The organism is Micromonospora sp. HB375 (assembly GCF_017872985.1).
Classification (GTDB): domain Bacteria; phylum Actinomycetota; class Actinomycetes; order Mycobacteriales; family Micromonosporaceae; genus Micromonospora; species Micromonospora chalcea.
Map to the genome: position 1 here is coordinate 5100062 of NZ_JAGGJO010000001.1, position 26496 is coordinate 5126557.

The window sequence follows — 26496 nt, forward strand, 5'->3', positions numbered from 1 at the left end:
CAGCTGTGGTTCGGGCGGTTCACCACCGGATCGGGCGGGCGGTCAGGCGATGACGCTCGGCTCGCGCCACTGCGGGCGGCTGGTGCGGTCCAGGTCGTAGCGCACCGCGGCGAGCCGGCCCACCGCTTCCACCAGTTCCTCGGCGGGCAGCGTGAAGGGCAACCGCAGGAAGCGCTCGAGCGTCCCGTCCAGGCCGAACCGGGGTCCGGGCGCCAGCCGTACGCCGACCTCCTCGGCGGCCCGGGCCAGCGCGCTGGAGATCGGGCCGTCCAGCTCGGCCCAGAGCGTCACGCCGCCGCGCGGCGGCGTGACCCGCCAGTCGGGCAGCTGCTCCGCGAGCGCCGCGACCAGGGCGTCGCGCTGCGCGGCGAGCTGGGCCCGGCGGGCGGCCACGATGGCCGGCGCCTCGGCGAGCAGATGCACGGCGACGAGCTGGTCGAGCACCGGGCTGGCCATGTCCACCCCGACCCGGGCCGCGGCGAGCCGCTGCACCTGGGGCGCGGAGGCGCGGACCCAGCCGATCCGCAGGCCGCCCCAGTAGGGCTTGCTCATCCCGCCGATGCTGATCACCCGGGAATGCCTGTCGAAGACCGCGACCGGCGGCGGCAGCGGGGTGCCGTCCAGCGGCAGGTCGACGAAGGACTCGTCGACGACGAGGTCGGTGCCGGCCGCGTGGGCCGCGCCGACCAGCCGTTCGCGCAGGTCGGCCGCCATCAGGTGGCCGGTCGGGTTGTGGAACTCCGGGATCACGTACGCGAGCTTCGGCCGGGTCTGCCGGATGCTGCCGAGCAGCAGCTCGGCGTCCCAGCCCTCGTCGGACAGGCCGTGCGTGGCGATCCGGGCGCGCCGGGCGGCCAGCGCGGCCAGCGCGTTGGGGTAGGTGGGTGACTCGACGAGCACCGCGCCACCGGGCGACAGGGCCAGCCGCAGCACCAGGTCCAGCGCGTGCTGGGTGCCGCTGGTGACCATGATCTGCTCCGGGCTGGTGGGCAGCCCGCGCTCGGTGTACCCGCGGGCCACCGCCTCCCGCAGCTCGATGATGCCGGTCGGGTGGTAGCCGGCCCCGCCGAGGTAGCGGGGCAGGTCCTCGGCGGCCGCCCGGGCGGCCGGGACGAGCTGCGGCGGCGCGGACAGCGCGGCCACGCCGAGGTCGATCATGTCGCGGTCGTCCAGCGGCGTCCACAGCCCGGTGCTGGCGACCCGGTGGCCGCCGGGCAGCATGGTCCAGCTCCCGGCGCCCCGGCGGCTGGCCAGGTGGCCGCTCTCCCGCAGTTCCCGGTACGCGGCGGTGACAGTGGTCCGGCTGATCCGCAGCGCCTCGGCCAGTTCCCGCTCGGCCGGCAGGCGTACCCCCAGGGGCAGCCGGCCGTCGGCGAGCAGGCCCCGGACGGCGCCGGCGAGCGCGGCGTAGTCGGGGCTGCGGCGGCGGCCCGGCAGCGCATGCCACTGGCCGAGGAGTCGCGCCAATTGGACGCCGCGCACCTGGCTGGTCATGGCCACACCTCCGAAATTGGACCCCTTACGTCCTGCAATTGGCCCCTAGGGTGGCATGCATGGCACCGCTTGGCAATCTCGGGCACCGTTCGGCTCGACGACTCACCCAGCTCTACGCCGGGCTCGTCCTGTACGGCCTCAGCATGGCGCTGATGATCCGGTCGGAGCTGGGGCTGGACCCGTGGGACGTGTTCCACCAGGGGCTCGCCCGGCAGACCGGTCTCTCCTTCGGCACCGTCACCATCGCCGTCGGCGCTCTCGTGCTGCTGCTCTGGATCCCGCTGCGGCAGCGGCCCGGCCTCGGCACGGTCAGCAACGTCGTGTTCATCGGCCTGGTCGTCGACGCCACCCTGGCCGTGCTGCCGCCCGGTGAGGGCATGCCGGCGCGTGCCGCGATGCTCGTGGCCGGGATCGTCGCCAACGGCGCCGCCACCGGGCTCTACCTCGGCGCCGGGCTCGGCCCCGGGCCCCGCGACGGTCTGATGACCGGATTCGTCGCCCGTCATCCCCGCTTCTCGGTGCGGCTGGTCCGCACGAGCATCGAGGTCACCGTGCTGGCCCTCGGCTGGCTGCTCGGCGGAACCGTCGGCCTCGGCACCGTGGCGTACGCGCTGACCATCGGCCCGCTCGCCCAGTTCTTCATCCCGGTCTTCGCGCTGCCCGCACGTCCGGCGAGCGGCGCTTACGCTACGTGACCGGCGCCGGGCCGACCGCCACGGCCCGAAGCGATCCGCAACGCGCTGAGCTGCGGTGACGAAGAACAGCAAAACCAGGTGTTTCCTCCGCCGTCGCGGCCGGGCATCATTCCTGCATGGGGGAGAACGGATGGCGTTGGAGCGACGCCTGGATCTTCGTCGCGCTTGTCATCGCCAGTGGCGCCGGCCGGCACCGGCGGTCCGCGTCGACACGCCGCCCCGAAGGCGTACGACTGGCCGACGTCCTCTCCACCGCCGACCACCTCAACCAGGCCATCCCCGAGCGGCACGAGGTGGAGGGCGCGGTCCGGCGGCTCGTCGGCGCGGGCCTGGTCAGCGTCGCCGACGGCTGGTTCCGGGTCACACCGGACGGTGAGCGGCTCTGGCGCACCCGCCCCAGCGCCGGGCTCGGCACCACTGTGGACACGGTGCAGGGCGTGCTGACCCGCCGGCACCCGCCCGGTGAGTCCGAGTGGCAGCTCGACGAGGACGACCACGCCGCCGCCGTGCAGGAGTACGTGGTCCGCTCGATCCCGATGCCGCGCCGCTCCCCCGAGGGGCACTCCGGCCGGCAGTGAGCGCGCCTCAGCGCACCGGGTGCCCGGCGCCGCGCAGCGCGTCCTTGACCTCGCCGACGGTCAGCTCACCGAAGTGGAAGACGCTCGCCGCGAGCACCGCGTCCGCCCCCGCGCCGACGGCCGGCGGGAAGTGCGCCACCTCGCCCGCGCCGCCGCTGGCGATCACCGGGACGTCGACCACCTCCCGGACCGCCTGGATCAGCGGCAGGTCGAACCCGGCCTTGGTGCCGTCGGCGTCCATCGAGTTGAGCAGGATCTCCCCCGCGCCCAGCTCGGCGCCGCGCGCCGCCCACTCGACCGCGTCCAGCCCGGTGCCCCGCCGCCCGCCGTGCGTGGTCACCTCGAAACCGCTCGGCGTCGTGCCGTCGGGCGCGCGGCGCACGTCCAGTGAGAGCACGAGCACCTGACTGCCGAACCGGTCGGCGATCTCGGCGATCAGCTCCGGGCGGGCGATGGCGGCGGTGTTCACGCCCACCTTGTCCGCCCCGGCCCGCAGCAGCGTGTCGACGTCGGCGACCTGGCGGACGCCGCCGCCCACGGTGAGCGGGATGAAGACCGACTCGGCGGTACGCCGCACCACGTCGAGCATGGTGCCGCGGTCACTGGACGAGGCGGTGACGTCGAGGAAGGTCAGCTCGTCCGCGCCGGCCCGGTCGTACGCCGCCGCCAGCTCCACCGGGTCGCCCGCGTCGCGCAGGTCGAGGAAGTTGACCCCCTTGACCACGCGCCCGGCGTCCACGTCCAGACACGGGATGACCCGTACCGCCACCGTCATGCCCCGAGCCTAGCCAACGCGCGGGCGGTGGTGACCCGCCGGTGAGGCCGGTCACCACCGCCCGTGGTGGTACGGGTTCACGCCGGTCAGAGACGGACCAGCATCTTGCCGAGGTTCTCGCCGCGCAGCAGGCCGAGGAACGCCTCCGGGGCCTGCTCGATGCCGTCGACGATCGTCTCGTCGTACGACAGCCGGCCCTCGCGCAGCCAGCCCGCCACCTCCTGCACGAACTGCTCCCGCAGGTGACCGTGGTCACTGACGAGGAAGCCGCGCAGCGTCAGGCGTTTGCCGATCACCAGCGCCAGGTTGCGCGGCGCGGCCGGCGGCTCGGTGGCGTTGTACTGGGCGATCATGCCGCAGATGGCGGCCCGGCCGTGCACGTTCATCGCCCCGATCGCGGCCTCCAGGTGGTCGCCGCCGACGTTGTCGAAGTACACGTCGACGCCGTCCGGCGCGGCCGCCCTGAGCTGCTTGGACACCGGGCCGTCGTGGTAGTCGAACGCGGCGTCGAAGCCGAGCGCGGTGAGCCGTTCCACCTTCGCCGCGGAGCCGGCGCTGCCGATCACCCGGCCGGCGCCGCGCAGCTTCGCGATCTGGCCGACCATGCTGCCCACCGCGCCGGCCGCGCCGGAGACGAAGACGGTCTCCCCCGGCTTCATGGCGGCCACGTCGAGCAGCCCGGCGTACGCGGTCAGCCCGGTCATGCCGAGCACGCCCAGATGGGCGGTCACCGGCGCCAGGTCCGGGTCGATCTTGCGCGCGCCCTTGGCGTCCACCAGCGCGTACTCACGCCAGCCCAGCCCGTGCAGCACCGTGTCGCCGGGCTTGACGCCGCCGGCCTCGCCGGCCACCACCTCACCGATCGCGCCCCCGTCGAGCGGGGCGTCGAGCGCGAACGGCGGCACGTACGACTTGACGTCGTTCATCCGCCCGCGCATGTACGGGTCGACGGACATGAACCGGTTGCGGACCACCACCTGCCCCGGGCCCGGCGTCGGCACCTCGGTGGTGACCAGCCGGAAGTTCTCCGCGGTCGGCCAGCCCTGCGGCCGGGACGCCAGATGGATCTCCCGGTTCATCCCGCTCATCGGGCCTCGCGGACCGTGCGGGTGACCTCGACGTTGCCCCGGGTCGCGTTGGAGTAGGGGCAGACCTGGTGGGCCGCGTCGACCAACTGCTCAGCGGCCGCGCGCTCGACCGCGGGCAGGTCCACCACGAGCGTCACGGCGAGGCCGAAGCCGCCGCTGCCGTTCGGGCCGATGCCCACCTCGGCCTCGACCACCGAGCCGGAGACGTCCGCCTTGGCCTTGCGGGCGACCACGCGCAGCGCGGAGTGGAAGCAGGCCGCGTAGCCGGCCGCGAAGAGCTGCTCCGGGTTGGCCGCGCCGCCGGCGCCACCCATCTCCTTCGGTACGGCGAGGTCCAGCTCGACCGTGCCGTCGGAGGTGCGGACGTGACCGTCGCGGCCGTCGCCGGTGGCGCGGGCGGAGGCGGTGTAGAGCACCTGCATGTCACTGCTCCTTCTGTCGGTGGATCGTCTCGGTGACCCGGGTGAGGATGCCGTGGAGGAAGACCAGTTCGGCCTCGGTGAGCCCGGTGGCGGTGGCCACCTGCCGCGGCACGTCACACATCCGCTCCCGCAGGGCCCGGCCCTGGCCGGTGAGGCCCACCTCGACCCGGCGCTCGTCGGCGGCCGAACGGGTACGCACCACCAGGCCGGCCGCCTCCAGCCGCTTGAGCAGCGGGGAGAGCGTGCCGGAGTCGAGCCGGAGCGCGGCGCCGAGCTCGGAGACCGTGGGGGCGTCGTCGTCACGCTCCCAGAGCACCAGCAGCACCAGGTACTGCGGATAGGTCAGGCCGTGCTCGTCGAGGATGGGCCGGTAGACGTCGGTCATGGCGCGCGACGCCGCGTAGAGGGCGAAGCACACCTGCCGGCGCAGCACCAGATCATCGGTCACCGCGAAACCGTAACGCACAATTAGGTTGTGCACAACCGATCGGCGTGTGGTCCGGGGCGCGCGAGGCACCCCGGAACGCCTCAGGCGGGGAGGTACGCCTCCAGCTCGACCTCGACCAGCAGGTCCGGGTCGATCAGCCCGGCCACCACCACCATCGTCGCCACCGGGCGTACCGGGCCGAACACCGCGTTGTGCGCCCGGCCCACCTCGTCGGCGAAGATCCGATCCGTCACGTACATCCGGGTCCGCACCACGTCGCCCGGACCGGCACCCACCTCGGCCAGCGCGTCCAGGCCGATCCGGATCGCCTGCGCGGTCTGCGCCGCCGCGTCGCCGGCGTGCGCCACCCGGCCGTCCACAGTCGAGGTGCAGCCGGCCGTGATCGCCAGCGAACCGGCCCGGACCACCCGCGAGTAGCCGTACAGCGCCTCCCACGGGCCGCCCGAGCCGAGCCGGGTCACCACACCGGCGTCCGCCGGCGGCTCGGGCGGCGCGGCGGTCACGCGCCGGCCCGCAGCGTCGCCAGCGCCTCGGCGACGGTGAACGCGCCCGCGTAGAGCGCCTTCCCGGCGATCACGCCCTCCACGCCCACCGGCTCCAGCGTGGCCAGCGCCCGCAGGTCGTCGAGCGTGGACACGCCGCCGGAGGCGATCACCGGGGCGTCGGTGCGGGCACACACCTCGCGCAGCAGGTCCAGGTTCGGCCCGCGCATGGTGCCGTCCTTGGTGATGTCGGTGACCACGTACCGCGCCGCGCCCGCCGCGTCCAGCCGGGCCAGCACCTCGTACAGGTCACCGCCGTCGCGGGTCCAGCCGCGCGCCGACAGGGTACGGCCGCGCACGTCCAGCCCGATCGCCACCCGGTCGCCGTACTCGCCGCAGATCCGGTCGCACCACTGCGGATCCTCCAGCGCGGCGGTGCCGATGTTCACCCGCGCCGCCCCGGTGGCCAGCGCCGCCCGCAGCGACTCGTCGTCGCGGATGCCACCGGACAGCTCCACCTTCACGTCCAGCTTGCCGACCACCTCGGCCAGCAGCGCGGCGTTGGAGCCCCGCCCGAACGCGGCGTCCAGATCCACCAGATGGATCCACTCCGCGCCGTCGGACTGCCAGGCCAGCGCCGCGTCCAGCGGGTCGCCGTACGCGGTCTCGCTACCGGCGGCGCCCTGCACGAGCCGGACGGCCTGGCCGTCGGCGACGTCCACGGCGGGCAACAGGGTGAGGCTCAACGCTTCTCTCCTCGGATCCTCAACGACGGTCCAGCGCGATCACCACGATCGCGGGCAGGACCAGCAACAACAACGCGACCAGCACCAGCCGCAGCGCCAGGTCGTCCACCAGGCTCCAGATGCCGACCACCGCCACCGCGGTGAGCACCAGGATCGTCGCCCGCTCCCGGCGGGTGTGCCGGCGCAGCCGGCCGGTACGGCCGCGCCGCAGCGACGGCGTCAGCCGGCGTACCAGGGAACGACGCCGTTCCCGGCGGGCCACCCGGCGGGCGCGGGCGGCGCGCGCACGCTCCTGCTCGGCCTCGCGCGCCGCGCGGCGGCGGGCCCGCTCCTTGCTCACGCCGACGCCAGCGGGCCGGTCACAGCGTGCCGAGCCAGTTGCGCAGCAGCGCCGAACCGGCGTCGGCCGACTTCTCCGGGTGGAACTGGGCGGCCGACAGCGCGCCCCGCTCCACCGCGGCCACGAAGTCCGTGCCGTGGTGCGCGGTCGTCACCGTGGCGCCCGCCTCGGCCAGCGCCGCCGGGTCCGTCACGCCGTAGGAGTGCACGAAGTAGAACCGGGTGCCCTCCGGCAGCCCGGCGAACAGCGTCGAGCCGGCCGGCGGCCGCACCGTGTTCCAGCCCATGTGCGGCAGCCGCCGCGCGGGCAGCCGGGTCACGCCGCCGGGCAGCAGCCCGAGCCCCTTGGTGACCACGCCGTGCTCCTCGCCGTGCCCGAAGAGGATCTGCATGCCGACGCAGATGCCCAGCACCGGCCGCCCGGCGGCGACCCGCTCGGCGATCACCGGCCCGGCGCCCAGCGCCTCGATCCCGGCCATGCAGGCGGCGAACGCGCCGACGCCCGGCACCACCAGGCCGTCGGCCGACGCGGCGGCGTCCAGGTCGTCGGTGACGGTCACGTCGGCGCCGGCCCGCGCCACCGCGCGCTCGGCCGACCGCAGGTTGCCCGAGCCGTAGTCGAGCACCACCACGCGCCGCGTCATCAGCTCTCCCCCGGCAGCAGCCAGAGCACCCCGGCGACGGTGGCCAGTACGGCCAGCAGCCCGGTGACCACCACGGCGGCGCGCGGCGCGCCCTGCTTGAGCAGCGACCACGTCCCGCCGACCAGCAGCCCGGCCAGGATCAACACGAGAGTGGGCAGCACCTTCATTAGAGAGCGCCCTTCGTGGACGGCACCACACCGGCGTTACGGGGATCGAGCGCGGTGGCCTCGCGCAGCGCGCGGGAGACGGCCTTGAACTGCGCCTCGACCACGTGGTGCGCGTCCGGGTGACCGCCCGGCCGGGCCGCGCGCAGCACGTCCACGTGCAGCGTGATCCGGGCCGACTGGCCGAACGACTCCCAGATGTGCCGGGTCATGCTCGTCGGGTAGACCGGCCCGATGTACGGGGCCAGCGCCGGCTCGTCGTGCACCACGTACGGGCGGCCGGACAGGTCGACGGCGGCGCGGACCAGCACCTCGTCCATCGGGACGGTGGCCGAGCCGTACCGCCGGATGCCCGCCTTGTCGCCCAGCGCCCGGTCGAACGCGGCGCCCAGCGCCAGCGCGGTGTCCTCCATCGTGTGGTGCGCGTCGATCTCCAGGTCGCCGACCGTGTGCACGGTCAGGTCGAAGCCGCCGTGCCGGGCGATCTGGTTGAGCATGTGGTCGTAGAAGCCGACGCCGGTGGAGATGTCGGCCTGGCCGGTGCCGTCGAGGTCGATCTCGACGAGCACCTTGGTCTCGTTTGTGACCCGCTCGATCCGGGCGATCCGGCTCATGAAACGTTCTCCATCGCGGTGAGGAAGGCGTCGGTCTCGGTCGGGGTGCCGGCGGTGACGCGCAGCCAGCCGGGCAGGCCGACGTCGCGCACCAGCACGCCGGCATCGAGCAGGGTACGCCAGGCCACCGCCTGGTCCCCGTCGACGGCGAACAGCACGAAGTTCGCGTCGCTGTCGGCCACCCGGTGGCCCCGGGCGCGCAGCTCGGCGACGATCCGGTCCCGCTGCTCCATGATCGCGGCCACGGTGCCGAGCAGGGCGTCCCGGTGCGCCAGCGCCGCGCGGGCGGCGGCCTGGGTGAGCGCGGACAGGTGGTACGGCAGCCGGACCAGCTGCACCGCGTCCACCACCGCCGGGTCGGCGGCCAGGTAGCCGAGCCGCCCGCCGGCGAAGCCGAACGCCTTGCTCATGGTGCGGGTCACCACCAGCCGCGGGTGGCCGGGCAGCACCGCCAGCGCGCTCACCGTGCCGGGCCGGGCGAACTCGGCGTACGCCTCGTCCACGACCACCATGCCGGGCGCCTGGTCCAGCACGGCGGCGACCACGGCCGGGTCGAGCGCGGTGCCGGTCGGGTTGTTCGGCGAGCAGAGGAACACCACGTCCGGCCGGTGCTCGCGGACCTGGGCCACCGCGTCGGCGGCGGTGAGCCCGAAGTCCGCGCCGCGCCGGGCGGGCACCCACCGGGTGCCGGTGCCGAGCGCCAGCAGCGGGTGCATCGAGTACGCCGGGGTGAAGCCGAGCACGGTGCGCCCGGGACCGCCGAACGCCTGCAGCAGCTGCTGCTGGATCTCGTTGGAGCCGTTCGCCGCCCACACGTGGTCGGCGGTGAGCCCGTGTCCCAGGTAGGCGGCCAGGTCGGCGCGCAGCGCCACCGCGTCCCGGTCCGGGTAGCGGTTGAGGTCACGCAGCTCGGCGGCGAGCGCCTTGCCGATCGCCTCGACCACCGGCTCGGGCACCGGGTAGGAGTTCTCGTTGGTGTTCAGCCGCACCGGCACGTCGAGCTGCGGCGCGCCGTACGGCGTGCGCCCGCGCAGGTCCTCGCGGATCGGCAGGTCGTCGAGCGTGGTCACGACGCCCCGCCCTCGGGGAACCGGACGCTGACCGCCTGGCCGTGCGCGGGCAGGTCCTCCACGGTCGCCAGCGTGACCACGTGCGGGGCCACGTCGCGCAGCGCCTCCTGCGTGTATTCGACCAGGTGGACGCCGCGCAGGAACGACTGCACGGACAGCCCGGAGGAGTGCCGGGCGCAGCCGCCGGTGGGCAGCACGTGGTTGGAGCCCGCGCAGTAGTCGCCGAGCGACACCGGCGACCACGCGCCCACGAACACCGCACCGGCGTTGCGGACCCGCAGCGCCCACTCGCGGGCGTTCTCGGTCTGGATCTCCAGGTGCTCGGCCGCGTACGCGTCGACCACCCGCAGGCCCGCCTCCAGGTCGTCGACGAGGACCACGCCGCTCTGCTCGCCGCGCAGCGCGGTGCCGATCCGCTCGGCGTGCTTGGCCGCGGGCGCCTGCCGGGCCAGCTCCGCGTCGACCGCGTCGGCCAGCGCTGTGGACGGGGTGACCAGCACGCTGGCCGCGAGCGGGTCGTGCTCGGCCTGGCTGATCAGGTCGGCGGCGACGTGCGCCGGGTCGGCGGTGTCGTCGGCCAGGATCGCGATCTCGGTCGGGCCGGCCTCGGCGTCGATGCCGACCACGCCGCGCAGCAGCCGCTTCGCGGCGGTGACCCAGATGTTGCCCGGGCCGGTGATCATGTCGACCGGCTCGCAGCGCTCGTCCCCGGCCGGGTCGGCGCCCGCCCCGTACGCGAGCATGGCGACGGCCTGGGCGCCGCCGACGGCGTACACCTCGTCCACGCCGAGCAGCGCGCAGGCCGCCAGGACCCGGCGGTCCGGCAGGCCGTCGTTGTCCTTCTGCGGCGGGCTCACCACCACCAGCGAGCGCACCCCGGCCGCCTGGGCCGGCACCACGTTCATCACCACCGTCGACGGGTACATGGCCAGGCCGCCGGGGACGTAGAGACCGACCCGGTCGACCGGCACCCACCGCTCGGTGACCGTGCCGCCGGGCACCACGGTCGTGGTGTGGTCGGTGCGGCGCTGGTCGGCGTGCACCTTGCGGGCCCTGGTGATCGACTCCAGCAGCGCGGCGCGGACCTGCGGGTCCAGCTCGTCCTCGGCGGCGCGGATCGTCTCGACCGGCACCCGCAGCCGCTCCGGTGACACACCGTCGAACCGTTCGCTGGCCTCCCGGATCGCCGGGTACCCATGCTCCCGGACCGCCTCGACCAGCGGGCGGATCCGCTCGACCGCCACGGAGACGTCGAGCTGGGCACGGGGCAGCAGGCGGCGCGGGTCACGTGCCCCGCCGCGCAGGTCGATCCGATTCAGCACGCCTGCGAGTCTAGGCCGCCGCCGCGGCGACCGGCCCGGGCCGCCCGCACGCCGGGACGGTGAGCCGGGACACGCGCGGGCGGGCGCGTTGGGGATACGCTCGATCGCGTGAGCGCACGGCTGCCGGTGTTCCCGCTCGGGACCGTCCTCTTCCCCGGGCTGGTCCTTCCGCTGCACATCTTCGAGGAGCGCTACCGGGCGCTGGTACGCCACCTGGTGGCGCTGCCCGAGGGCGCGCCGCGCGAGTTCGGCGTGGTCGCGATCCGGGCCGGCTGGGAGGTGGCGCCGGCCGGGCCGCCGGGGCGCTTCGGGCTGACCGCCGGCGAGGTCACGCTGCACGAGGTGGGCTGCACCGCCGAGCTGCGGCAGGTCACCGAGCTGGCCGACGGCGGGTTCGACATCGTCACCGTGGGGCGGCGCCGGTTCCGCCTCGCCGAGGTCGACCATTCCGCCGAGCCTTACCTGACGGCGGAGGTGGAGTGGTTGCCCGAGCCGGGCGGCCCGGACGAGACGGCCGACCTGCTGGCGGCCCGGGTGATCTCGGTGTTCCGGCAATATCTCGGCCTGATCCGGCCGGACCAGCAGGAGATCTCCGAGCAGTTGCCGGAGGACCCGACGGTGCTCTCGCACCTGGTGGCCGCGACCGCCGCGCTGACCGTGGACGACCGGCAGCGGCTGCTCGCCATCGACGACACCGCCGCCCGCCTGCGGGCCGAGCTGCGCCTGCTCAACCGGGAGACGGCGTTGCTGCGGCAGGTCCGGGCGGTGCCGGTGCCGCTCAGCGAGCTGGCGGGTCTCCCGGCGCCGAACTGAACCCCGGCGCCGGCGGCGGCCACCCGCCGTCGAACTCCGGCTCCGGCCGCAGCGACGGCCACCGCGACCAGCCCGCGAGCAGCGTGTACGTGACTGCGGCGCCGAACGCGGCGAGCAGCAGGTTGCCGTGCGGCAGCGGGAGCGGGCCGAACCAGTCGACGCCGCCGGCGCGCAGGTCGACGGGTTTGGTGAAGGCGGTACCCGGCGGCGCGGTCTCCACCAGCCGCTGGAACGTGGACAGGCCGATCCGGCGGCCGACCTGCCAGGCCACCACCGCCGCGCCGAGACCGCCGAGGGTGACCGCGAGCAGGCCCGCCGGACCACGCCGGCGGCGCAGCACCACCCACAGGGTGATCGCGGCGAGCACGCCGAAGCCGAGGGTCAGGAGGCTGAACCAGCCGTCCGCGGCGATCGGCTGCTCCGGCTGCGTGGTGGCGTAGACCGCGCCGGCCGGCGTCTGCCGTACCGGGGTGGCCGGCGCCGCCCACACCCAGAGCAGCCCGAGCGGCGCGCCGAGCGCGGTGAGCAGCGCGGCCACGCCGAGGGTGGTCGCCACCACCCGGCCGGCGGATCGCCGGGACGCGGGCGACGCACCGGGGAGCTGCGTCACGACGCCCGGATGCCCGGCCAGCGGGTCGGCGCCGGGCGCGGTGACCGGGGTGCCGGCGGGCACCGGCAGTCCGCCGGGCCAGCCGGGTGGTCCGCCGGGCCAGGCAGGCGGCTGCTCGCGCTCGGGCCGCGCCTCGGCGCCGTCGGCACGCTCGCGCGTCCGCTCGGGATCAGGGGTGTCCGGAGTCACCCGTTGATCCTCTCAGGCCGGGGCACGGCGCGGGGCGGTGGTCGCCGCCTCAGCGCGCGAACGGTTCCACCATCACCGCGGCGGCCTTGAGCCAGGCGTTGCGGGTCTCGGCCTGGAGCTGGTGGTACTCGATCGAGGAGCCGGTCTCCAGCGCCGGGTCGTAGGGCACCACCGCCACCGCCCGGGTCCGGGTGGCGAAGTGCCGTTCCAGGTCGTCCTGCAGGGAGGTCCGGCCGGGCGTCGGGCAGGAGATCAACGTGACCGCGTTGTCGGCCAGGTCGCCCATGCCCTCCTCGTGCAGCAGGTCGAGCATCCAGTCCGCGCTGAACGCCGCGTCCTCACGCGGCACGGTGGTCACCACGAGCTGGTCGGCCGCCTGCATCACGGTACGCCAGTTCGGGCTCTCCACGTTGTTGCCGGTGTCCACGCAGACCACCTCGTGGGTGCGGCGCAGCAGCTCCAGCACCCGCTTGACGGTGAACTGGTCGAGCCGCTGGGCGAAGCGCGGGCTCTCCTCGCCGGCCAGCACGTCGTAAGAGCCGTCGGAGGCGTGCCGCAGGTAGTCGTCGAGGTGGGACAGCAGCCGGTTGCCCTCGAGGATCTCGATCTGCGCCAGGTCGTGGATCAGGTGGCGGATGGTGCGGGCGTGCCGGGCGCTGCCGGCCCGCAGCCCGAGCGTGCCGCGCAGCTCGTTGTCGTCCCAGGCGAGCACGCCGCGCCCGCGGACGCTGCCCACCGTCGCCGCGGCGAGCACGGTGGCGGTGGTCTTGTGCACCCCGCCCTTGGGGTTGGCGAACGCGAGCACCCGGGGCGTGCCCAGCTCGCGGCGCAGCACGCTGGTGGCGCGTTCCAGCTCGGCGTCCGGCTCGGGGGCACGCCACTGCGCCTGGGCCGGCGCGACCCGCCCGGCGCGGCCGGAGCGGCCCTCCAGCGGGCTGCGCGGCGCGGGCACCACCGGTTCCGGCGCGGGCGGGACGTCCGGCCGGTAGCGGCCCCGGTCGAGCAGGGCGTACCGGGACTCGGCCGGCGGTGGCGCGGGCCGGTAGCCACCGTCGAGAAGGGAGTAGCGCGACTCGGCCGGCGCCTCGGCCCGGCCGCGCGGCTCCGGCAGCGCCGGTTCGGCGCGCCAGGACGGCTCCGGCCGGGGCTCGGCGGCGAAGGACGGGTCCGGCGCGACAGACGGCTCGGCGCGCCAGGACGGCTCGGCCGGATAGGGCTGCCCGGCGCGCCAGGACGGCTCCGGGTCGGTGCGGTACGCCGGCTCGGCCCGGTAGGCCGGTTCACCCTCCTGGCGGGGGTCGGCGCGGAAGGCGGGGTCGACCCGGAACGTGGCCTCGGCCCGGTAACCGGGCTCGGCGCCGTACGACCCGTCGGGGGCGCGGCCGACGGCGGCGGCGCGCCCGGTCCAGCCGGTGCCGGCGGCGCGGCGTGGCAGCGGGTCGGGCGGCGGCGCGTGGTGGTCCTCGACGTGCCGGTCGGCGTCGGCGTGCTCCGCGCCGCGACCGCCGAGCCGGGCCCGGTCGAGCAGCGCCCGCCACCGCGGTGCCGGCTCGCCCTGCCGACCCCAGCCGGTCTCGCTGCCGTCCAAGGATTCGCCCTCCCCCAGCCCATCGATCTCCGCCTGACAGGCTACGAACGAAACCCTATTCGGACCACTCCCCGCGCCGCACATCGCCCGGTGACCCGCCGCACGGTGGGATCGACCGGGTGGCCGCGCCCGCTGATGTCTCAGGAGGTGGGAGCGGGATTGGGTGGCCCGGATCCGGGGACCGGCGCACGGGCGGTCGGTGAAGGTCCGCTCACCGTCCGTGCAGCTTCCGACGAATCGCCCATTCCGCCGCCCTGGGCCGCTGCGCTGTCCGCCGGCGGCCGGGCCACGTCACGCTGCTCCGGCAGCGGCGGGGTGAACACCGTCCGGTCGAGCCGGGTGACCTCCGGCGCCGGGTCCACCACCCGTACGTCCGGGCGCCCGGCGAGCGCGCGCAGCGCGTCCGGCGCGGCACGGACCACCGCGGCGTACACGCAGGCGCACCCGGTCCGGTAGGCGTCCGCCTCCCGGGCCGCGACCTCGGCCCCGCTCTCGTACACCCGGCGCAGCTCCGGATCGGCGGTGGCCGCCGGGGCGGCGGCGCGCGACCGGTAGTCGGCGGCCTCCCGGTCCTTGCGCCCGGCGACGTCGGCCATCCCGGCGACCACGTCGTCCGGCAGCCGCAACGCCGCGATCCGGACGATCTCGGTCTGCCGGCCGGACAGCGGCACCCGCGCCACCACCGCCGAGACCGGCGCGCCGTCCAGCGCGGCGGCCGCCCGCGCCGGGGTCAGGTAGCCGGCGAACGAGACGAGCGCGTAGGCGTCGGGCGCGTCGAGGGCGGCCAGCTCCTCCCCGGCGGCACGCAGGTACGCCGGGACGCTCGCGCCGGCGGCCACCCCGACCCGGGTCACCTCGCCGACAGTGCGGTCGCTGACCGGACGGTCCCGCCGCTGTGCCACCGCTACCACCAGCACCACCAGCGCGCAGGCCAGCGCCAACCAGGTCAGCGTGGTGAACCGGGACCGGCGCGGCGGCGCGGTGTCGTCGCTCATGGTCAGTCGCGCAGGATCTCCAGCGCCCGGGCCAGATCCTCCGGGTAGTCGCTGACGAACGTCACCTCGTCGCCGGTGCCCGGGTGCGCGAAGCTCAGCGAACGGGCGTGCAGCCACTGCCGGGACAGCCCGAGCCGGGCCGACAGAGTCGGGTCCGCCCCGTAGGTCAGGTCGCCCACGCAGGGGTGCCGCATGCTGGAGAAGTGCACCCGGATCTGGTGCGTGCGCCCGGTCTCCAGCCGTACGTCGAGCAGGCTGGCGGAGGGGAACGCCTCGAGTGTGTCGTAGTGGGTGATGCTCGGCTTGCCGCCGGAGACCACCGCCCACCGGTAGTCGTGGTGCGGGTGCCTGTCGATCGGCGCGTCGATGGTGCCGCGCAGCGGGTCCGGGTGGCCCTGCACCACGGCGTGGTAGCGCTTCTCCACCTCGCGCTCCTTGAACGCCCGCTTGAGCGCGGTGTACGCGCGCTCGCTCTTGGCCACCGCCATGATCCCGGTGGTGCCGACGTCGAGCCGGTGCACCACGCCCTGCCGCTCCGCCGCGCCGCTGGTGGAGATGCGGTGGCCGATGCCGGCCAGCCCGCCGATCACCGTCGGGCCGGTCCAGCCGGGGCTCGGGTGCGCGGCCACCCCGACCGGCTTGTCCACCACCACGATGTCGTCGTCGGCGTACACCACGGTCAGGCCGGGCACGGCCTGCGGCACCACGGTCGGCGGGGCGGGCGGCGCGGGCAGCGTGACCTCCAGCCACGAGCCGGCCTTGACCTTGTGCGAGTTGGGCCGGGCCACGCCGTCGACGAGCGCGTCGCCGGCGTCGATCAGGCCGGCGGCGGCGGTGCGGGAGAGCCCGAACAGCCGGGACACGGCCTGGTCCAGGCGCATGCCGTCGAGGCCGTCCGGGACGGGCAGGGAGCGGGTGTCGCCGCCGGCGGCGAACGCGGAGGTCACGCGGTCTCCCGCTGCTCGGTCGCGGCGACGTCGTCGCGCTTCTCGTCGCGCAGCCGGGAGCCGTCGCGTTGCCGGCCGGTCAGCTCCAGGAAGACCGCCAGCACCACGCCGCAGACCAGCGAGCTGTCGGCCAGGTTGAACACCGGCCAGACCTGGCCGTACGGGTCGAAGAGGCTGATCATGTCGACCACGTGGCCGACGAAGTGCCCGGGCGCGCGGAAGATCCGGTCGATCAGGTTGCCCAGCGCGCCGCCCAGCACCAGGCCCAGCGACACCGCCCACGGCAGCGAGCGCAGCCGCAGCGCCATCCACGCGATCCACCCGATCACCACGAACGTGATGATCGGGAAGACCCAGGTGTGGTCGGAGCCGATGCTCCAGGCGGCGCCGCTGTTGCGGGTGAGGCTGAAGTAGACCGCGCCGCCGAGCACCGACACCGGCTCCCGGCCGGTCAGCTCGGCCAGCGCGAGCTGTTTGGTGCCCAGATCCGCCAGCAGCGAGAACAGGGACACGCCGAGCAGCAGGCCGACGGCCCTGCGGCGGGGCGCGCCGGCACCCGACTCGGTGGTGCCGGAACCGGCGGGCGGTGCTGCGGTCATCTGCTCCCCATCGACGCTTGCGACGGCGTGGTCACCGTCTGCCGTACGGCCGCCGGGGAGCGGTGATCAGCGCCGCTCCTCCAGCTGCTTGCAGGTCACGCAGAGGGTGGCCGACGGGAACGCGGCGAGCCGCTCCACCGGGATCGGGTTGCCGCACCGCTCGCACCAGCCGTAGCCGCCCTCGTCGAGGCGCTCCAGCGCGCGCTCGACCTGCGTGATCCGCTCCTTGATGCTGTTGGCGAGAGAGATCTCCTGCTCCCGCTCGAACGTCTTGGTGCCGGTGTCGGCCTGGTCGTCCCCGGCCGAGTCGGTCAGCCGGTCGCGCTGCAGCTCGGTGATCTCGCTCAGCGTCTGATCGTACTCGGCGTTCAGCTCGTCCCGCCGCGCCGCCAGGGCGGCCCGGATCTTCTCGGTCTCCGCCGCGCTGCGGGTGGCCTTCGGCGCGGGCTTGCGGCCGGCGGTCCTGGTGTCGGCTGGCTTCGCCATCGTCAGCTCCCTCAGCCGCGTGGCGCGGCGGTCAGCGGTACGTGGGCGGGGACGCCGTCGTCGGCGTCTCCGCGTACGGAAGGGTGCACGGCGAGCGGGCCCGCCGTGCACTCCGGAGGTTGGCAAGAATACGGAACGTACAGGCGTCCGACAACGTGCCGCACCGTCGTCCCACGTATCCGCCCCGGACTGCCATCAATCGGGGCAAAAGGAACGGTAGCAGATCAGCGGGCCGTCTCCTCGCCGTACTCCCCGAACCATCGCGCCAGCCGGCCCCGGCGGCTCACCGCCCGCAGCCGCCGCTCGGTCTCGTCCCGTACGCCGGCGGTGGCGACGATGAGCAGGCTGTCCCCGACCTTGAGCCGGGTGTCCGCGCCGGGCACGAACCCGACGCCGTCGCGCAGCACCAGCGTGACCGCGGCGCCCACCGGCAGCCGCAGCTCGTCCACGTGCACCCCGGCCAGCCGGGACCCGTCCGGCACCTCCAGCTGGAGCAGGTCGGCGCGCATCCGCTCCAGCGGGGCGGTCTCCAGCATGATCTCGTTCGGCTCGGCCGGCGCGATCACGCCCAGCCGGCGGGCCGCCGGCGCCAGCGTGCCGGCCTGGAGCAACGTGAAGATCACCACCAGCACGAAGACCGCGTCGAAGAGGCGGTCCGCCCCCGGCACGTGCAGCGACAGCGGGATGGTGGCGAGCACCACCGGCACCGCGCCGCGCAGACCCGCCCAGGACAGGAAGAGCTGCTCGCGCAGGTTGACCCGGAACGCCAGCGCGGACACCGCCACCGACAACGGCCGGGCGAGCAGCAGCAGGGCCAGCCCGGTGATCACGGCGGGCAGCACCGCGGTGTCCAGCCGGCTCGGCGAGACCAGCAGGCCGAGCAGCACGAACAGGCCGATCTGGGCCAGCCAGGCCAGCCCGTCGGCGAAGCCGAGGATGGCCTGCCGGTGCGGCAGGCGGGAGTTGCCGAGCAGCACGCCGGCCACGTACACGGCGAGGAAGCCGGAGGCGTGCACCACCGAGCCGGCCGCGTACGCCAGCACGGTGAAGCCGACCACCGCGATCGGGTACAGGCCGGCCGACGGGAGCGCGGCCCGGCGCAGCGCGTACCGCCCGGCCAGCCCGGCGCCCACCCCGACCGCCGCGCCGACGCCCAGCTCGTAGCCGAGCAGCAGCGCCTCGTACCACCACGGGTGGGCCGCCTCCGCTCCGGCGCGGGAGAGCAGCAGCACCACGAGCACGACGGGCGCGTCGTTCACCCCGGACTCGGCCTCCAGCGCGGCCACCAGCCGGGGTGGCAGGCGCAACCGGCGCAGCGTGGCGAACACCGCCGCCGCGTCGGTCGAGGAGAGCACCGCGCCGTAGAGCAGCGCCAGCCGCCAGTCCAGGTCGAGCAGCAGGTGCACCACCACGCCGACGACCACGATGCTGACCACCACGCCGACGGTGGACAGCGTGGCCGCCAGCCCGAGCACCGGCCGCAGCGTGCTCCACCGGGCGGTCAGGCCGCCCTCCGCGATGATCACGATGAGCGCGCAGAAGCCGAGCACCCGGGTCAGCTCGACGTCGTCGAAGCGGATGCCCAGCCCGGCCTCGCCGAGCAGCACCCCGAGCGCCAGGTAGACCAGCAGGCTCGGCACGCCGAGCCGGGTGGAGAAGCGCACCGCGCCCACCGCCACCAGCAGCACGGCGGCGCCCACCAGCAACGCGACGTCCAGCCCGGGGGTCATCGCCGACCGGCCCGGGCGGATCTCACGGCGTGCTGCCGTCGCGCAGTCGCCGCAGCACCCCGGGCAGTTCGGCGTGCGGGCGTTCCACCAGGAAGAGCTTGTCCCGGCTGGCCGCGCCGGAGCGCAGCGACACGGTCGCCGGCCGGACGCCGAGCGCCTCGGCGAGCGCCCTTCGGGCCGCCTCGGTCGCGCGGCCGTCCACCGCCGGCGCGTGCACCGCGACGACGAGCGCGGGACCCAGCGGCCCGTCGTACCGGCCGCCGACCCGGGTCCGGGACGCGCCGGGCTTCACCCGCACCGCGACGGTGAGCGTGTCGTCCGCGATCGTCATGGTCAGCGGGGCCGGGCCTCGGCCAGCAGGGTGGTGGCGGCGGCGCACTGCGCGCACGGGGTGAAGCCCAGGCCGACCGCCTCGGCGACCGGAACGGGCTCGTCCTCCCGGCCCACCAGATGCGGGCAGCCGGGCAGGTGGAAGCGGGGGTGGCCGTCGACCACCAGGACCTCGCCGGGCAGCCGCACCAGCCGGGCCACCTGCCCGGCGGAGAGGTACTCGGCCGGCGGGTCGCCGTCGAACGCATCGCCCGGCGCGGGCGAGGTGGGCCGCGTGGCGTCCGAGGCGCGCTGGCCGGGCGGTGAGTAGGGCGTCGGTTCCGCGTCGGTCACCGGCTCGGCGGCGACGCGTTCGTACGACTCGGCGGTCGCCGGCTCGTAAGGCGCGGTGTACGGATCGGCGTCGAACGGATCGGCCGGTGGTGAGTACGCGGCAGGCGGCGGGGTGTCGTCCGGTTCGGTCACCGGCGACCCGGGCGGTTGCCGCCACCCGGATCCGCCGGCGTCGACCGTGGACGTGTGGTGCGGGACCGGGCTCACCGGGTCGTCCGGAGACGGGACGGTGTGCGCGGTCCGGGTACGCGGCCCGGTCGCCCGGCCGACCGTGGCCCGCGCCGCGGCCGCCTGGCGGGCGAACGCGACGAAGACGACGGCGGACAGGACGCTGGCCGCGATCGAGACGATGAGCAGGAGGCTGGATCCGCCGGCGAGCCCGGCGACCAGCAGCACGACCGCGACGACGATGAGCAGGATGCTGGCGGCTACCACGGCTCACCCCCGGCCGCGTCGTGTCGGTCTGGGCGGTCGGTGGCCGTCACGGGGACGGCCACCGACGCGGGATCAGCGGCCGGACTCGAGCGAGCCGGCGCCGCGGCCACCGCCGTAGGAGCCGGCGAGGCCGGCCGCGGCGAGACCGTTGCTGCCGGCGGCACGGGTGCCCTCGGCGCGGTTCATCTCCACCTCGAGGCCCTGGCCGCGACCGTCGAGGTCACGCAGCTGGCTCTCCAGGTACGCCTTGAGCCGGGTGCGGTACTCGCGCTCGAACTGCTTGAGCTCCTCGATGTGCTTCTGCAGCGCGGTGCGCTTGGCGTCCAGGCCGCCCATGGCCTCCTGGTGCCGCTGGCGGGCGTCCCGCTCCAGGGCGTCGGCCTTGGCGCGCGCCTCCCGGGTGACCTCCTCGGCCTTCGAACGGGCCTCGGAGAGCAGCTGGTCGGCCTCGCGACGGGCGTCGGAGACGTGGTCGTCGGCGGTGCGCTGGGCCATCATGAGCACCCGCAGCGCCTGCTGCTCGCCGTCCCCGGTCACCCCGGCCGGGCCGCCCTGCGTGCGGACCTGCTCCAGCTCGGCCTGCATCGCGCGGGCCGCCTGCTCGGCGGCCGCCTTGTCGCGCTGCACCCGGTCGAGCTGGGCCTTGACGTCGTTGAGCTCCGCCGCGAGGCGGGCGTCACCGCCGGGGCCGGCGGGAGCGCCACCCCGACCGCCGCGCTCCACCTGGGCGCGCAGCTCGTTGTTCTCCTCGATCAGACGGGCCAGCTCGCGCTCGACCTCGTCCAGGAAGGCGTCGACCTCCTCCTCGTCATACCCCCGCTTGCCGATCGGCGGCTTTTTGAAGGCGACGTTGTGAACGTCGGCCGGGGTCAGCGGCATCGAAACTCCTCGGGTCAGTTGCGGCCGCGAAAGCGCTCTGGTCAGGCAAACGCGAAGATCAGGCGCCTAAACACGAACTCCATCAGCACGAACAGGATAACCAGGAGCACAAGGGAGGCCAGGTCGATGCTCACGGTACCAATTCGCAGTGGCGGGATCACACGCCTCAACGCTCGCAGGGGCGGATCAGTGACGCTCCACACGACTTCCAGTCCCGCCGACGCTCCCCGGCCCGGTTGCCAGCGGCGACCATAGGCCAGCACCGCCCCCATAACAAATCGCGCCAAAAGGACAATTAGGAAGATGTACAGCAGCAGGTAGAGCACCTGGAACAGGATCGACAACACGGCAGGCGACGTCCCTCGGTCATGTGGGTCAGCTCAGGCTGAAGAAGCCGCCCTCAGCGATCTTGGCCTTGTCCTCCGCGGTGACCTGGACGTTGGCCGGTGAGAGCAGGAACACCCGGTTGGTCACGCGCTCGATCGTACCGCGCAGGCCGAACGCGAGCCCGGCGGCGAAGTCGACAAGGCGGCGGGCGTCCGCCTCGTCCATCTCGGTGAGATTGATGATCACCGGGACGCCGTCCCGGAAGTGCTCGCCGATGGTCCGCGCCTCGCGGTAGGTGGTCGGGTGCAGCGTGGTGATCTGGTAGCGCTGCTCGTCCTCCGGCGCCACCCGCTCCCGCTCGCGCGGCTGGGCCTGCGGCGCGAGCGCGAGATTGTCCCGCGTGTGATAGGTCAGGGCGCCCGAGGTCTCGCCGGCGGAGGACCGGGTGATCGACCGGACGCTGGAGCGCTCGACCCGCTCCGGGCGCTCCACGTCGCCCCGGTCGGTGTCGACCGACCGGCTGGAGGCGCGCTCGGACAGCCGGCCCCGGTCGCTGAGGCGGGACCGCGTCGCCGGCGGCTCGTCGGCCTCGTCGTCGTCCTCGTCGGCGAACTCCTCGGCGTACCGGCTCGACCGGTAGCGCGACGAGTCCCGGTAGCCACCCTTGTCGTAGCCACCGTCCTCGTACGCCCGCTCGTCGTCCTCCTCGACCAGACCGAGCCAGACCCCCGCCTTGCGCAGTGCACCCATCCCCGCGCCCTTCCGTCCGCCGTGCGGCACGCGCCCCCGTGCCGTGTCGCTTGATCACGAGTGGACGATCATGCCCACCGGACCGGATCGGCAATCCCCTGACGTGCGGTTCGCGGTCCGCCCGTCACGGCCCCCGGCTACGGGGACGCCGTCCTGAACAACACTGATGTAATTTGCTTCCGTCGTGGTGAGGCTACCGCAGCGCAGGGCGCATTCCGAGCAACGCGCTGCCGACACGGACATGTGTCGCGCCGTGCCCGATCGCGCTTTCCAGGTCGCCGCTCATCCCCGCCGACAGCACCGTGGCGCCCGGATGGTCGGCCCGTAGCGCCGCCGCCACCTCGGCCAGCCGGGCGAACGCCCGGTCCGGCTCCCAGCCCAGCGGCGCCACCGCCATCAGGCCGGCCAGCCGCAGCCCGTCCGCGCCGGCCACCGCCGCAGCGACCGGGTCGAGCCCGCGCTGCGGATCGGCGGCGCCCGGCAGCGCCCCGCCCCGGGCCGGGTCGCCGTCGATGCTCACCTGCACCAGCACGTCCAGCGGCCGGTCCCGGACCGCGCCCGCGGCGGCGTCCAGCGCGGCGGCCAGCCGGACGCTGTCCACCGACTGGACCACGTCGGCGTACCGGACCACCGACCGGGCCTTGTTGCGCTGCAACTGGCCGATGAAGTGCCAGCGCGGCGCGGCGCCGGCGCCGGCCACCGCCTCCGCCTTCGGCGCCGCCTCCTGGTCGCGGTTCTCCCCGACGTCGGTCACGCCCAGCGCGGCCAGCGCCACCACGTCCGACGCCGGGTACGTCTTGGTCACCGCGACCAGGGTGACCGCGTCCCGCTGCCGCCCGGCCGCCGCGCAGGCGTCGGCGATGCGGGCCCGGACCCGGGCCAGCCCGGCCGCCAGCTCGGCGCGCCGCTCGGGCCGCACCGCCGTCTGTGACTCCGTCATCGGCGCGGCTCAGGACCCGTTCTTGAGGAAGTCGGGCACGTCGACGTCGTCGAAGAGCACCCGCCGCGACGGCTGCTGCGGCGCCGGCATGGTGGCCGGCGGGCTCACCGGCGCGTTCGGCTGGGCCGGCGGGTTCTGGTTGCTCTTGCGCGGCGGCTCGACCGCCTTGTACGCGGGCGCGCCCCCGTCGAAGCCCGCCGCGATCACGGTGACCCGCACCTCGTCACCGAGCGCGTCGTCGATGACCGCGCCGAAGATGATGTTCGCGTCCGGGTGGGCCGCGTCGGTGACCAGCTGCGCCGCGTCGTTGATCTCGAACAGGCCGAGGTCCGACCCGCCGGCGATGGACAGCAGCACACCGCGCGCGCCGTCCATGCTCTGCTCCAGCAGCGGGCTGGAGATGGCCGCCTCGGCCGCCTCGACGGCGCGGTTCTCGCCCCGGGCGCTGCCGATGCCCATGAGCGCGCTGCCCGCGCCGCTCATCACGCTCTTCACGTCGGCGAAGTCCAGGTTGATCAGACCCGGCGTGGTGATCAGGTCGGTGATGCCCTGGACACCGGAGAGAAGCACCTGGTCCGCCGTGCGGAACGCGTCCATCATGGAGATGTTGCGGTCACCGAGCGCGAGCAGCCGGTCGTTCGGGATCACGATGAGCGTGTCGCACTGGTTGCGCAGCTCCTCGATGCCCGCCTCGGCCTGGACCTGCCGGCGCTTGCCCTCGAACGAGAACGGCCGGGTCACCACGCCGATGGTGAGCGCGCCGAGCTTGCGGGCGATGTTCGCCACGACCGGCGCGCCGCCGGTGCCGGTGCCGCCGCCCTCGCCGCAGGTCACGAACACCATGTCGGCGCCCTTGAGGACCTCTTCGATCTCGTCGCGGTGGTCCTCGGCGGCGTTCTTGCCGACGTCCGGGTTGGCGCCCGCGCCCAGTCCCCGGGTCAGCTCCCGGCCCACGTCGAGCTTGACGTCGGCGTCGCTCATCAGCAACGCCTGCGCGTCGGTGTTGATCGCGATGAACTCGACGCCCTTGAGCCCAACCTCGATCATCCGGTTGACGGCGTTGACTCCGCCGCCCCCGATGCCGACGACCTTGATGACCGCCAGGTAGTTGTGCGGAGGTGTCATCTCCGGTCCTTTCCCTTCGAGATTGGCATGGGCCGACCCCACACGGCTTGGCCGGATCAGCGGCCTCCGACGGCTGAACCCTCACCCTCTACTAGAGGCTTAGAGTTATGTCAACCACTGATCTCTTCGGGGCAACGTATGCGCCGCCGCGCCAGGAGCCAAGGACCTGTTCCGGCGTGTCGCGACCGAGCGACAGGGGACACAGCGTCCGCTCGCTGAGCCGCGGGTCACTCGAACGTGACCACGTCCGGCGCGCTGACGTCGATCCGGTCCGCCTTGCGGCTCAGCAACGCGGTCGCCACGGTGGACTTGTCCGCGCCCCGGGAGGCGTCGCCCCAGAACACCTGACGCTCGCCGCGCAGCTGCAACGTGATCCGGGCCAGGCCGGCCACGTCCACCGCGACCAGCTCCGCGCGCAGCTTCTCCCCCAGCGCGGCGAGCACCGCCAGCCCGGCCCGCGTACCCGGATCGTCCGGGCCCGGCCGGGCCACCTTGACCAGCGGCAACCCGTCCGGCGCCCGGTCCAGGCGCTGGAAGACCACGCCCGAGCCGTCCACCACCACGAACCCGTCGCCCTGCGGCACCGCCGCCACCGCGGTGCGCTCCCGCACCCGGATCACCAGCGTGCCTGGCCACTCCCGCTCGACCGTGGCGCTGGCCACCGGCGGCAGCGTGCCGACCCGGCGGGCGGTCGCGGCCAGGTCCACCCGGGCCAGCGGCTCGTTGTCCGGCACCGCCGCGGCGTCGCGGATCTGCACCGGCGTGACCAGCCGCGCGCCGACCACCCGCACCTCGCGTACGCCGAACAGGCCGGTGCCGAGCACCGTCCACGCCACCAGGCCCACGACGGCGAGCACCGCGGCGGCGACCGCCCACGGCAGCGCGGCCCGCATCCGCCGCTGCCGGGCCCGGGCCATGAACCGGCGGGCCGACGGCGGCACGGCGTCCGCGTTGGCCCGCACGAGCTGCCAGCGCCGCACCGGGCTGCGCCGGCCACCTCCGCCGTCCGGGCCGGGGGTACGGCCGCGGGCCGGACCGGGACTCATCCGGCGGTGGCCGCCGCGCCGTCCGGGCCGACGCCGGCGTCCAGCCCCGTGCCGCCGGAGCGGGCCAGCAGGGCGTCGAGCAACTGGTCACCCATCAGCGAGATCGGCGGCGCGCCCATGGTCACCACCACGTCGCCGGCCCGGGCCCGGCGGGCCACCTCGGCCGGCACGTCGTCCCACGCCTCGACGAACACCTTGCGCTCGTCCGGCAGCGGCACGTCCTGGATCAGCGCGGCCGAGCCCTCGCCGGGGCGGCGCGTCTCGCCGGGACCGAACACCTCCAGCAGCACCACCTCGTCGGCGATGCCGAGGGCGGCGGCGATCTCCGCCTGGTTGTCCCGGGTCCGGTAGAGCCGGTACGGCTGGAACACCACGATCAGCCGGCCGTCGCCGGCCACCTCGCGCAGCGTCTGCAGCGCCAACGTCATCGAGGTCGGGTGGTAGGCGTACTCGTCGTAGACCAGCACGCCGTCGGCGACGCCCTTGCGCTCGAAGCGGCGCCGCACGCCGGGGAACGCGCCGAGCGCGGCCTCCGCCGCCGGGACCGGCAGCTCCAGCAGGTACGCGGCGAGCACCGCGGCGGCGCTGTTGAGCGCCATGTGCCGCCCCGGTACGGGCAGCCGGAACTCGCCGAACGCCCGACCCTCGATCTCGGCCTGGTAGCGCACCCCGTGCGCGGACGAGACGACGTCGCTCATCCGCAGGTCCGCGTCGGCGGACTCGCCGTACGTCCAGACCCGGCGGCCCTCGGCGCGCAGTGTCTCGGCCAGCCGCCGCCCGCCCGGGTCGTCGGCGCAGGTGACCACGAACCCCGCCGGGTCGGTGAGCCGGGCGAACTCGGCGAACGCCGCCTCCAGCGTGGCCAGGTCGCCGTAGGTGTTGAGGTGATCCGCCTCGATGTTCGTGATGATCGACACGAACGGGCGGTAGATGAGGAAGGAGCGGTCGCTCTCGTCCGCCTCGACCACGAAGTGCTCGCCGGTCCCGTGGTGCGCGCCGGAGCCGACCTCGGAGATCTCGCCGCCGATCACGAAGGACGGATCGGTGCCGGCCTGCTGGAGCACCATGGTGACCATCGAGGTGGTGGACGTCTTGCCGTGGGTGCCCGCCACCGCCACCGTACGGCGGCCGGTCATCGCCGCGGCGAGCGCCTCGGACCGGTGCAGCACCCGCAGGCCCCGCCGGCGCGCCTCCACCATCTCCAGGTGGTCCTGCGGGATCGCCGAGGAGTAGACGACCGTGTCCACGCCGTCGAGGTTGGACGCCTCGTGGGTGGAGTGGATGGTGCCGCCGAGCGCCCGCAGGCCGGCCAGCGACGGCCACTCCCGCAGCTCGCTGCCGGAGACCGGCAGACCCCGGGTGAGGAACAGCCGGGCCAGCCCGGCCATCCCGACCCCGCCCACGCCGATCAGATGGATCCGGCCCAGGTCCTCCGCCGTCATGGTGCCGGCGGGCGTGAACTGCGCGGTGTTCATCAGACGTACCTTCCCGTC

General features: G+C 74.7%; 32 protein-coding genes. 3 read left to right on the top strand and 29 right to left on the bottom strand.

Going from position 1 to position 26496, the window contains the following annotated elements; translation table 11 throughout:
- Positions 1–42: 42 nt before the first annotated feature.
- Positions 43–1494, bottom strand: a complete 1452-nt coding sequence (locus J3R08_RS22270; protein WP_064445245.1) for a PLP-dependent aminotransferase family protein — start codon at positions 1492–1494, stop codon at positions 43–45.
- 59 nt (positions 1495–1553) lie between these two features.
- Between J3R08_RS22270 and J3R08_RS22275 the strand changes: the two genes are divergently transcribed.
- Both J3R08_RS22275 and J3R08_RS22280 read left to right on the top strand, forming a co-directional pair.
- Positions 1554–2189: a YitT family protein gene (locus J3R08_RS22275; RefSeq protein WP_209962677.1), complete on the top strand. Its 636-nt coding sequence runs from the start codon at positions 1554–1556 to the stop codon at positions 2187–2189.
- Between the two features lie 116 nt (positions 2190–2305).
- A complete protein-coding gene (locus tag J3R08_RS22280) occupies positions 2306–2767 on the top strand; it encodes a hypothetical protein (protein ID WP_043329504.1) in 462 nt (153 codons plus the stop codon).
- Between the two features lie 7 nt (positions 2768–2774).
- Here J3R08_RS22280 and hisF read toward each other — a convergent pair whose 3' ends face one another.
- The 12 genes from hisF to hisD all read right to left on the bottom strand — a co-directional run bounded on the left by hisF (position 2775) and on the right by hisD (position 10881).
- Positions 2775–3542, bottom strand: a complete 768-nt coding sequence (gene hisF, locus J3R08_RS22285; protein ID WP_043329502.1) for an imidazole glycerol phosphate synthase subunit HisF — start codon at positions 3540–3542, stop codon at positions 2775–2777.
- A gap of 86 nt (positions 3543–3628) precedes the next feature.
- Positions 3629–4630, bottom strand: coding sequence for an NADP-dependent oxidoreductase (locus J3R08_RS22290; protein WP_064445244.1), 1002 nt, complete (start codon positions 4628–4630; stop codon positions 3629–3631).
- Complete coding sequence (locus tag J3R08_RS22295; RefSeq protein ID WP_064445243.1) at positions 4627–5052, bottom strand: organic hydroperoxide resistance protein; 426 nt, start codon at positions 5050–5052, stop codon at positions 4627–4629. The genes J3R08_RS22290 and J3R08_RS22295 overlap by 4 nt, the downstream gene beginning before the upstream one ends.
- Before the next feature lies 1 nt (position 5053).
- On the bottom strand, positions 5054–5500 hold the full coding sequence (locus J3R08_RS22300) for a MarR family winged helix-turn-helix transcriptional regulator (protein ID WP_043331106.1): 447 nt from the start codon (positions 5498–5500) through the stop codon (positions 5054–5056).
- A gap of 80 nt (positions 5501–5580) precedes the next feature.
- Positions 5581–6003, bottom strand: a complete 423-nt coding sequence (locus J3R08_RS22305) for a RidA family protein (protein WP_043329499.1) — start codon at positions 6001–6003, stop codon at positions 5581–5583.
- Positions 6000–6728 (bottom strand): bifunctional 1-(5-phosphoribosyl)-5-((5-phosphoribosylamino)methylideneamino)imidazole-4-carboxamide isomerase/phosphoribosylanthranilate isomerase PriA, encoded by a 729-nt coding sequence (gene priA / locus J3R08_RS22310; RefSeq protein ID WP_043329497.1) that lies wholly within the window; start codon positions 6726–6728, stop codon positions 6000–6002. Before priA ends, J3R08_RS22305 begins: the two co-directional genes overlap by 4 nt.
- Before the next feature lie 19 nt (positions 6729–6747).
- Positions 6748–7068: a hypothetical protein gene (locus J3R08_RS22315; RefSeq protein ID WP_064445242.1), complete on the bottom strand. Its 321-nt coding sequence runs from the start codon at positions 7066–7068 to the stop codon at positions 6748–6750.
- A gap of 19 nt (positions 7069–7087) precedes the next feature.
- Positions 7088–7711 (bottom strand): imidazole glycerol phosphate synthase subunit HisH, encoded by a 624-nt coding sequence (gene hisH / locus J3R08_RS22320; protein WP_064445241.1) that lies wholly within the window; start codon positions 7709–7711, stop codon positions 7088–7090.
- Positions 7711–7878: a hypothetical protein gene (locus J3R08_RS22325; RefSeq protein WP_176722837.1), complete on the bottom strand. Its 168-nt coding sequence runs from the start codon at positions 7876–7878 to the stop codon at positions 7711–7713. Before J3R08_RS22325 ends, hisH begins: the two co-directional genes overlap by 1 nt.
- On the bottom strand, positions 7878–8489 hold the full coding sequence (hisB, locus tag J3R08_RS22330) for an imidazoleglycerol-phosphate dehydratase HisB (RefSeq protein WP_043329493.1): 612 nt from the start codon (positions 8487–8489) through the stop codon (positions 7878–7880). The genes J3R08_RS22325 and hisB overlap by 1 nt, the downstream gene beginning before the upstream one ends.
- Entirely contained in the window at positions 8486–9559 is a 1074-nt protein-coding gene (locus J3R08_RS22335) for a histidinol-phosphate transaminase (RefSeq protein ID WP_064445240.1), read from the bottom strand. Before J3R08_RS22335 ends, hisB begins: the two co-directional genes overlap by 4 nt.
- A complete protein-coding gene (hisD, locus tag J3R08_RS22340; RefSeq protein ID WP_043329491.1) occupies positions 9556–10881 on the bottom strand; it encodes a histidinol dehydrogenase in 1326 nt (441 codons plus the stop codon). Before hisD ends, J3R08_RS22335 begins: the two co-directional genes overlap by 4 nt.
- A gap of 108 nt (positions 10882–10989) precedes the next feature.
- Here hisD and J3R08_RS22345 point away from each other — a divergent pair, with 108 nt between their 5' ends.
- The gene (locus J3R08_RS22345; RefSeq protein ID WP_043329490.1) at positions 10990–11694 is read left to right on the top strand and encodes an LON peptidase substrate-binding domain-containing protein; all 705 of its coding nucleotides are present in this window, start codon (positions 10990–10992) and stop codon (positions 11692–11694) included.
- On the opposite strand, the gene J3R08_RS22350 is transcribed toward J3R08_RS22345, so the two are convergent.
- The 16 genes from J3R08_RS22350 to murC all read right to left on the bottom strand — a co-directional run bounded on the left by J3R08_RS22350 (position 11660) and on the right by murC (position 26478).
- Positions 11660–12493 (bottom strand): DUF2567 domain-containing protein, encoded by an 834-nt coding sequence (locus J3R08_RS22350; RefSeq protein ID WP_069089032.1) that lies wholly within the window; start codon positions 12491–12493, stop codon positions 11660–11662. The genes J3R08_RS22345 and J3R08_RS22350 overlap by 35 nt on opposite strands.
- Positions 12494–12542: 49 nt before the next feature.
- A complete protein-coding gene (locus tag J3R08_RS22355) occupies positions 12543–14081 on the bottom strand; it encodes a hypothetical protein (RefSeq protein ID WP_064445237.1) in 1539 nt (512 codons plus the stop codon).
- Positions 14082–14221: 140 nt separating this feature from the next.
- Entirely contained in the window at positions 14222–15076 is an 855-nt protein-coding gene (locus J3R08_RS22360; RefSeq protein WP_069089031.1) for a hypothetical protein, read from the bottom strand.
- Positions 15077–15078: 2 nt separating this feature from the next.
- On the bottom strand, positions 15079–16023 hold the full coding sequence (locus tag J3R08_RS22365; protein ID WP_064445235.1) for an RluA family pseudouridine synthase: 945 nt from the start codon (positions 16021–16023) through the stop codon (positions 15079–15081).
- On the bottom strand, positions 16020–16622 hold the full coding sequence (gene lspA, locus J3R08_RS22370; protein ID WP_043329486.1) for a signal peptidase II: 603 nt from the start codon (positions 16620–16622) through the stop codon (positions 16020–16022). The genes J3R08_RS22365 and lspA overlap by 4 nt, the downstream gene beginning before the upstream one ends.
- Before the next feature lie 66 nt (positions 16623–16688).
- The gene (locus J3R08_RS22375; RefSeq protein WP_030500254.1) at positions 16689–17108 is read right to left on the bottom strand and encodes a TraR/DksA C4-type zinc finger protein; all 420 of its coding nucleotides are present in this window, start codon (positions 17106–17108) and stop codon (positions 16689–16691) included.
- A 224-nt stretch (positions 17109–17332) separates the two neighbouring features.
- Positions 17333–18838 carry a potassium/proton antiporter gene (locus J3R08_RS22380; protein WP_209962678.1) on the bottom strand — a complete coding sequence of 502 codons (1506 nt, stop codon included), beginning with the start codon at positions 18836–18838 and terminating at the stop codon, positions 17333–17335.
- Between the two features lie 22 nt (positions 18839–18860).
- Positions 18861–19169 carry a DUF167 domain-containing protein gene (locus J3R08_RS22385; protein WP_209962680.1) on the bottom strand — a complete coding sequence of 103 codons (309 nt, stop codon included), beginning with the start codon at positions 19167–19169 and terminating at the stop codon, positions 18861–18863.
- A gap of 2 nt (positions 19170–19171) precedes the next feature.
- Positions 19172–19708 (bottom strand): hypothetical protein, encoded by a 537-nt coding sequence (locus J3R08_RS22390; protein ID WP_373887996.1) that lies wholly within the window; start codon positions 19706–19708, stop codon positions 19172–19174.
- 300 nt (positions 19709–20008) lie between these two features.
- Positions 20009–20815: a DivIVA domain-containing protein gene (locus J3R08_RS22395; protein ID WP_043329484.1), complete on the bottom strand. Its 807-nt coding sequence runs from the start codon at positions 20813–20815 to the stop codon at positions 20009–20011.
- A 41-nt stretch (positions 20816–20856) separates the two neighbouring features.
- Positions 20857–21162 (bottom strand): YggT family protein, encoded by a 306-nt coding sequence (locus J3R08_RS22400; protein ID WP_030500249.1) that lies wholly within the window; start codon positions 21160–21162, stop codon positions 20857–20859.
- Between the two features lie 28 nt (positions 21163–21190).
- Positions 21191–21892, bottom strand: coding sequence for a cell division protein SepF (locus J3R08_RS22405; protein ID WP_043329483.1), 702 nt, complete (start codon positions 21890–21892; stop codon positions 21191–21193).
- Between the two features lie 193 nt (positions 21893–22085).
- A complete protein-coding gene (locus J3R08_RS22410; protein ID WP_043329481.1) occupies positions 22086–22832 on the bottom strand; it encodes a YggS family pyridoxal phosphate-dependent enzyme in 747 nt (248 codons plus the stop codon).
- Between the two features lie 9 nt (positions 22833–22841).
- Entirely contained in the window at positions 22842–23957 is a 1116-nt protein-coding gene (gene ftsZ, locus J3R08_RS22415; RefSeq protein ID WP_030500246.1) for a cell division protein FtsZ, read from the bottom strand.
- Positions 23958–24184: 227 nt separating this feature from the next.
- Positions 24185–25003 carry a cell division protein FtsQ/DivIB gene (locus J3R08_RS22420; RefSeq protein ID WP_069089027.1) on the bottom strand — a complete coding sequence of 273 codons (819 nt, stop codon included), beginning with the start codon at positions 25001–25003 and terminating at the stop codon, positions 24185–24187.
- Positions 25000–26478: a UDP-N-acetylmuramate--L-alanine ligase gene (murC, locus tag J3R08_RS22425; protein WP_064445228.1), complete on the bottom strand. Its 1479-nt coding sequence runs from the start codon at positions 26476–26478 to the stop codon at positions 25000–25002. Before murC ends, J3R08_RS22420 begins: the two co-directional genes overlap by 4 nt.
- Positions 26479–26496: the final 18 nt, after the last annotated feature.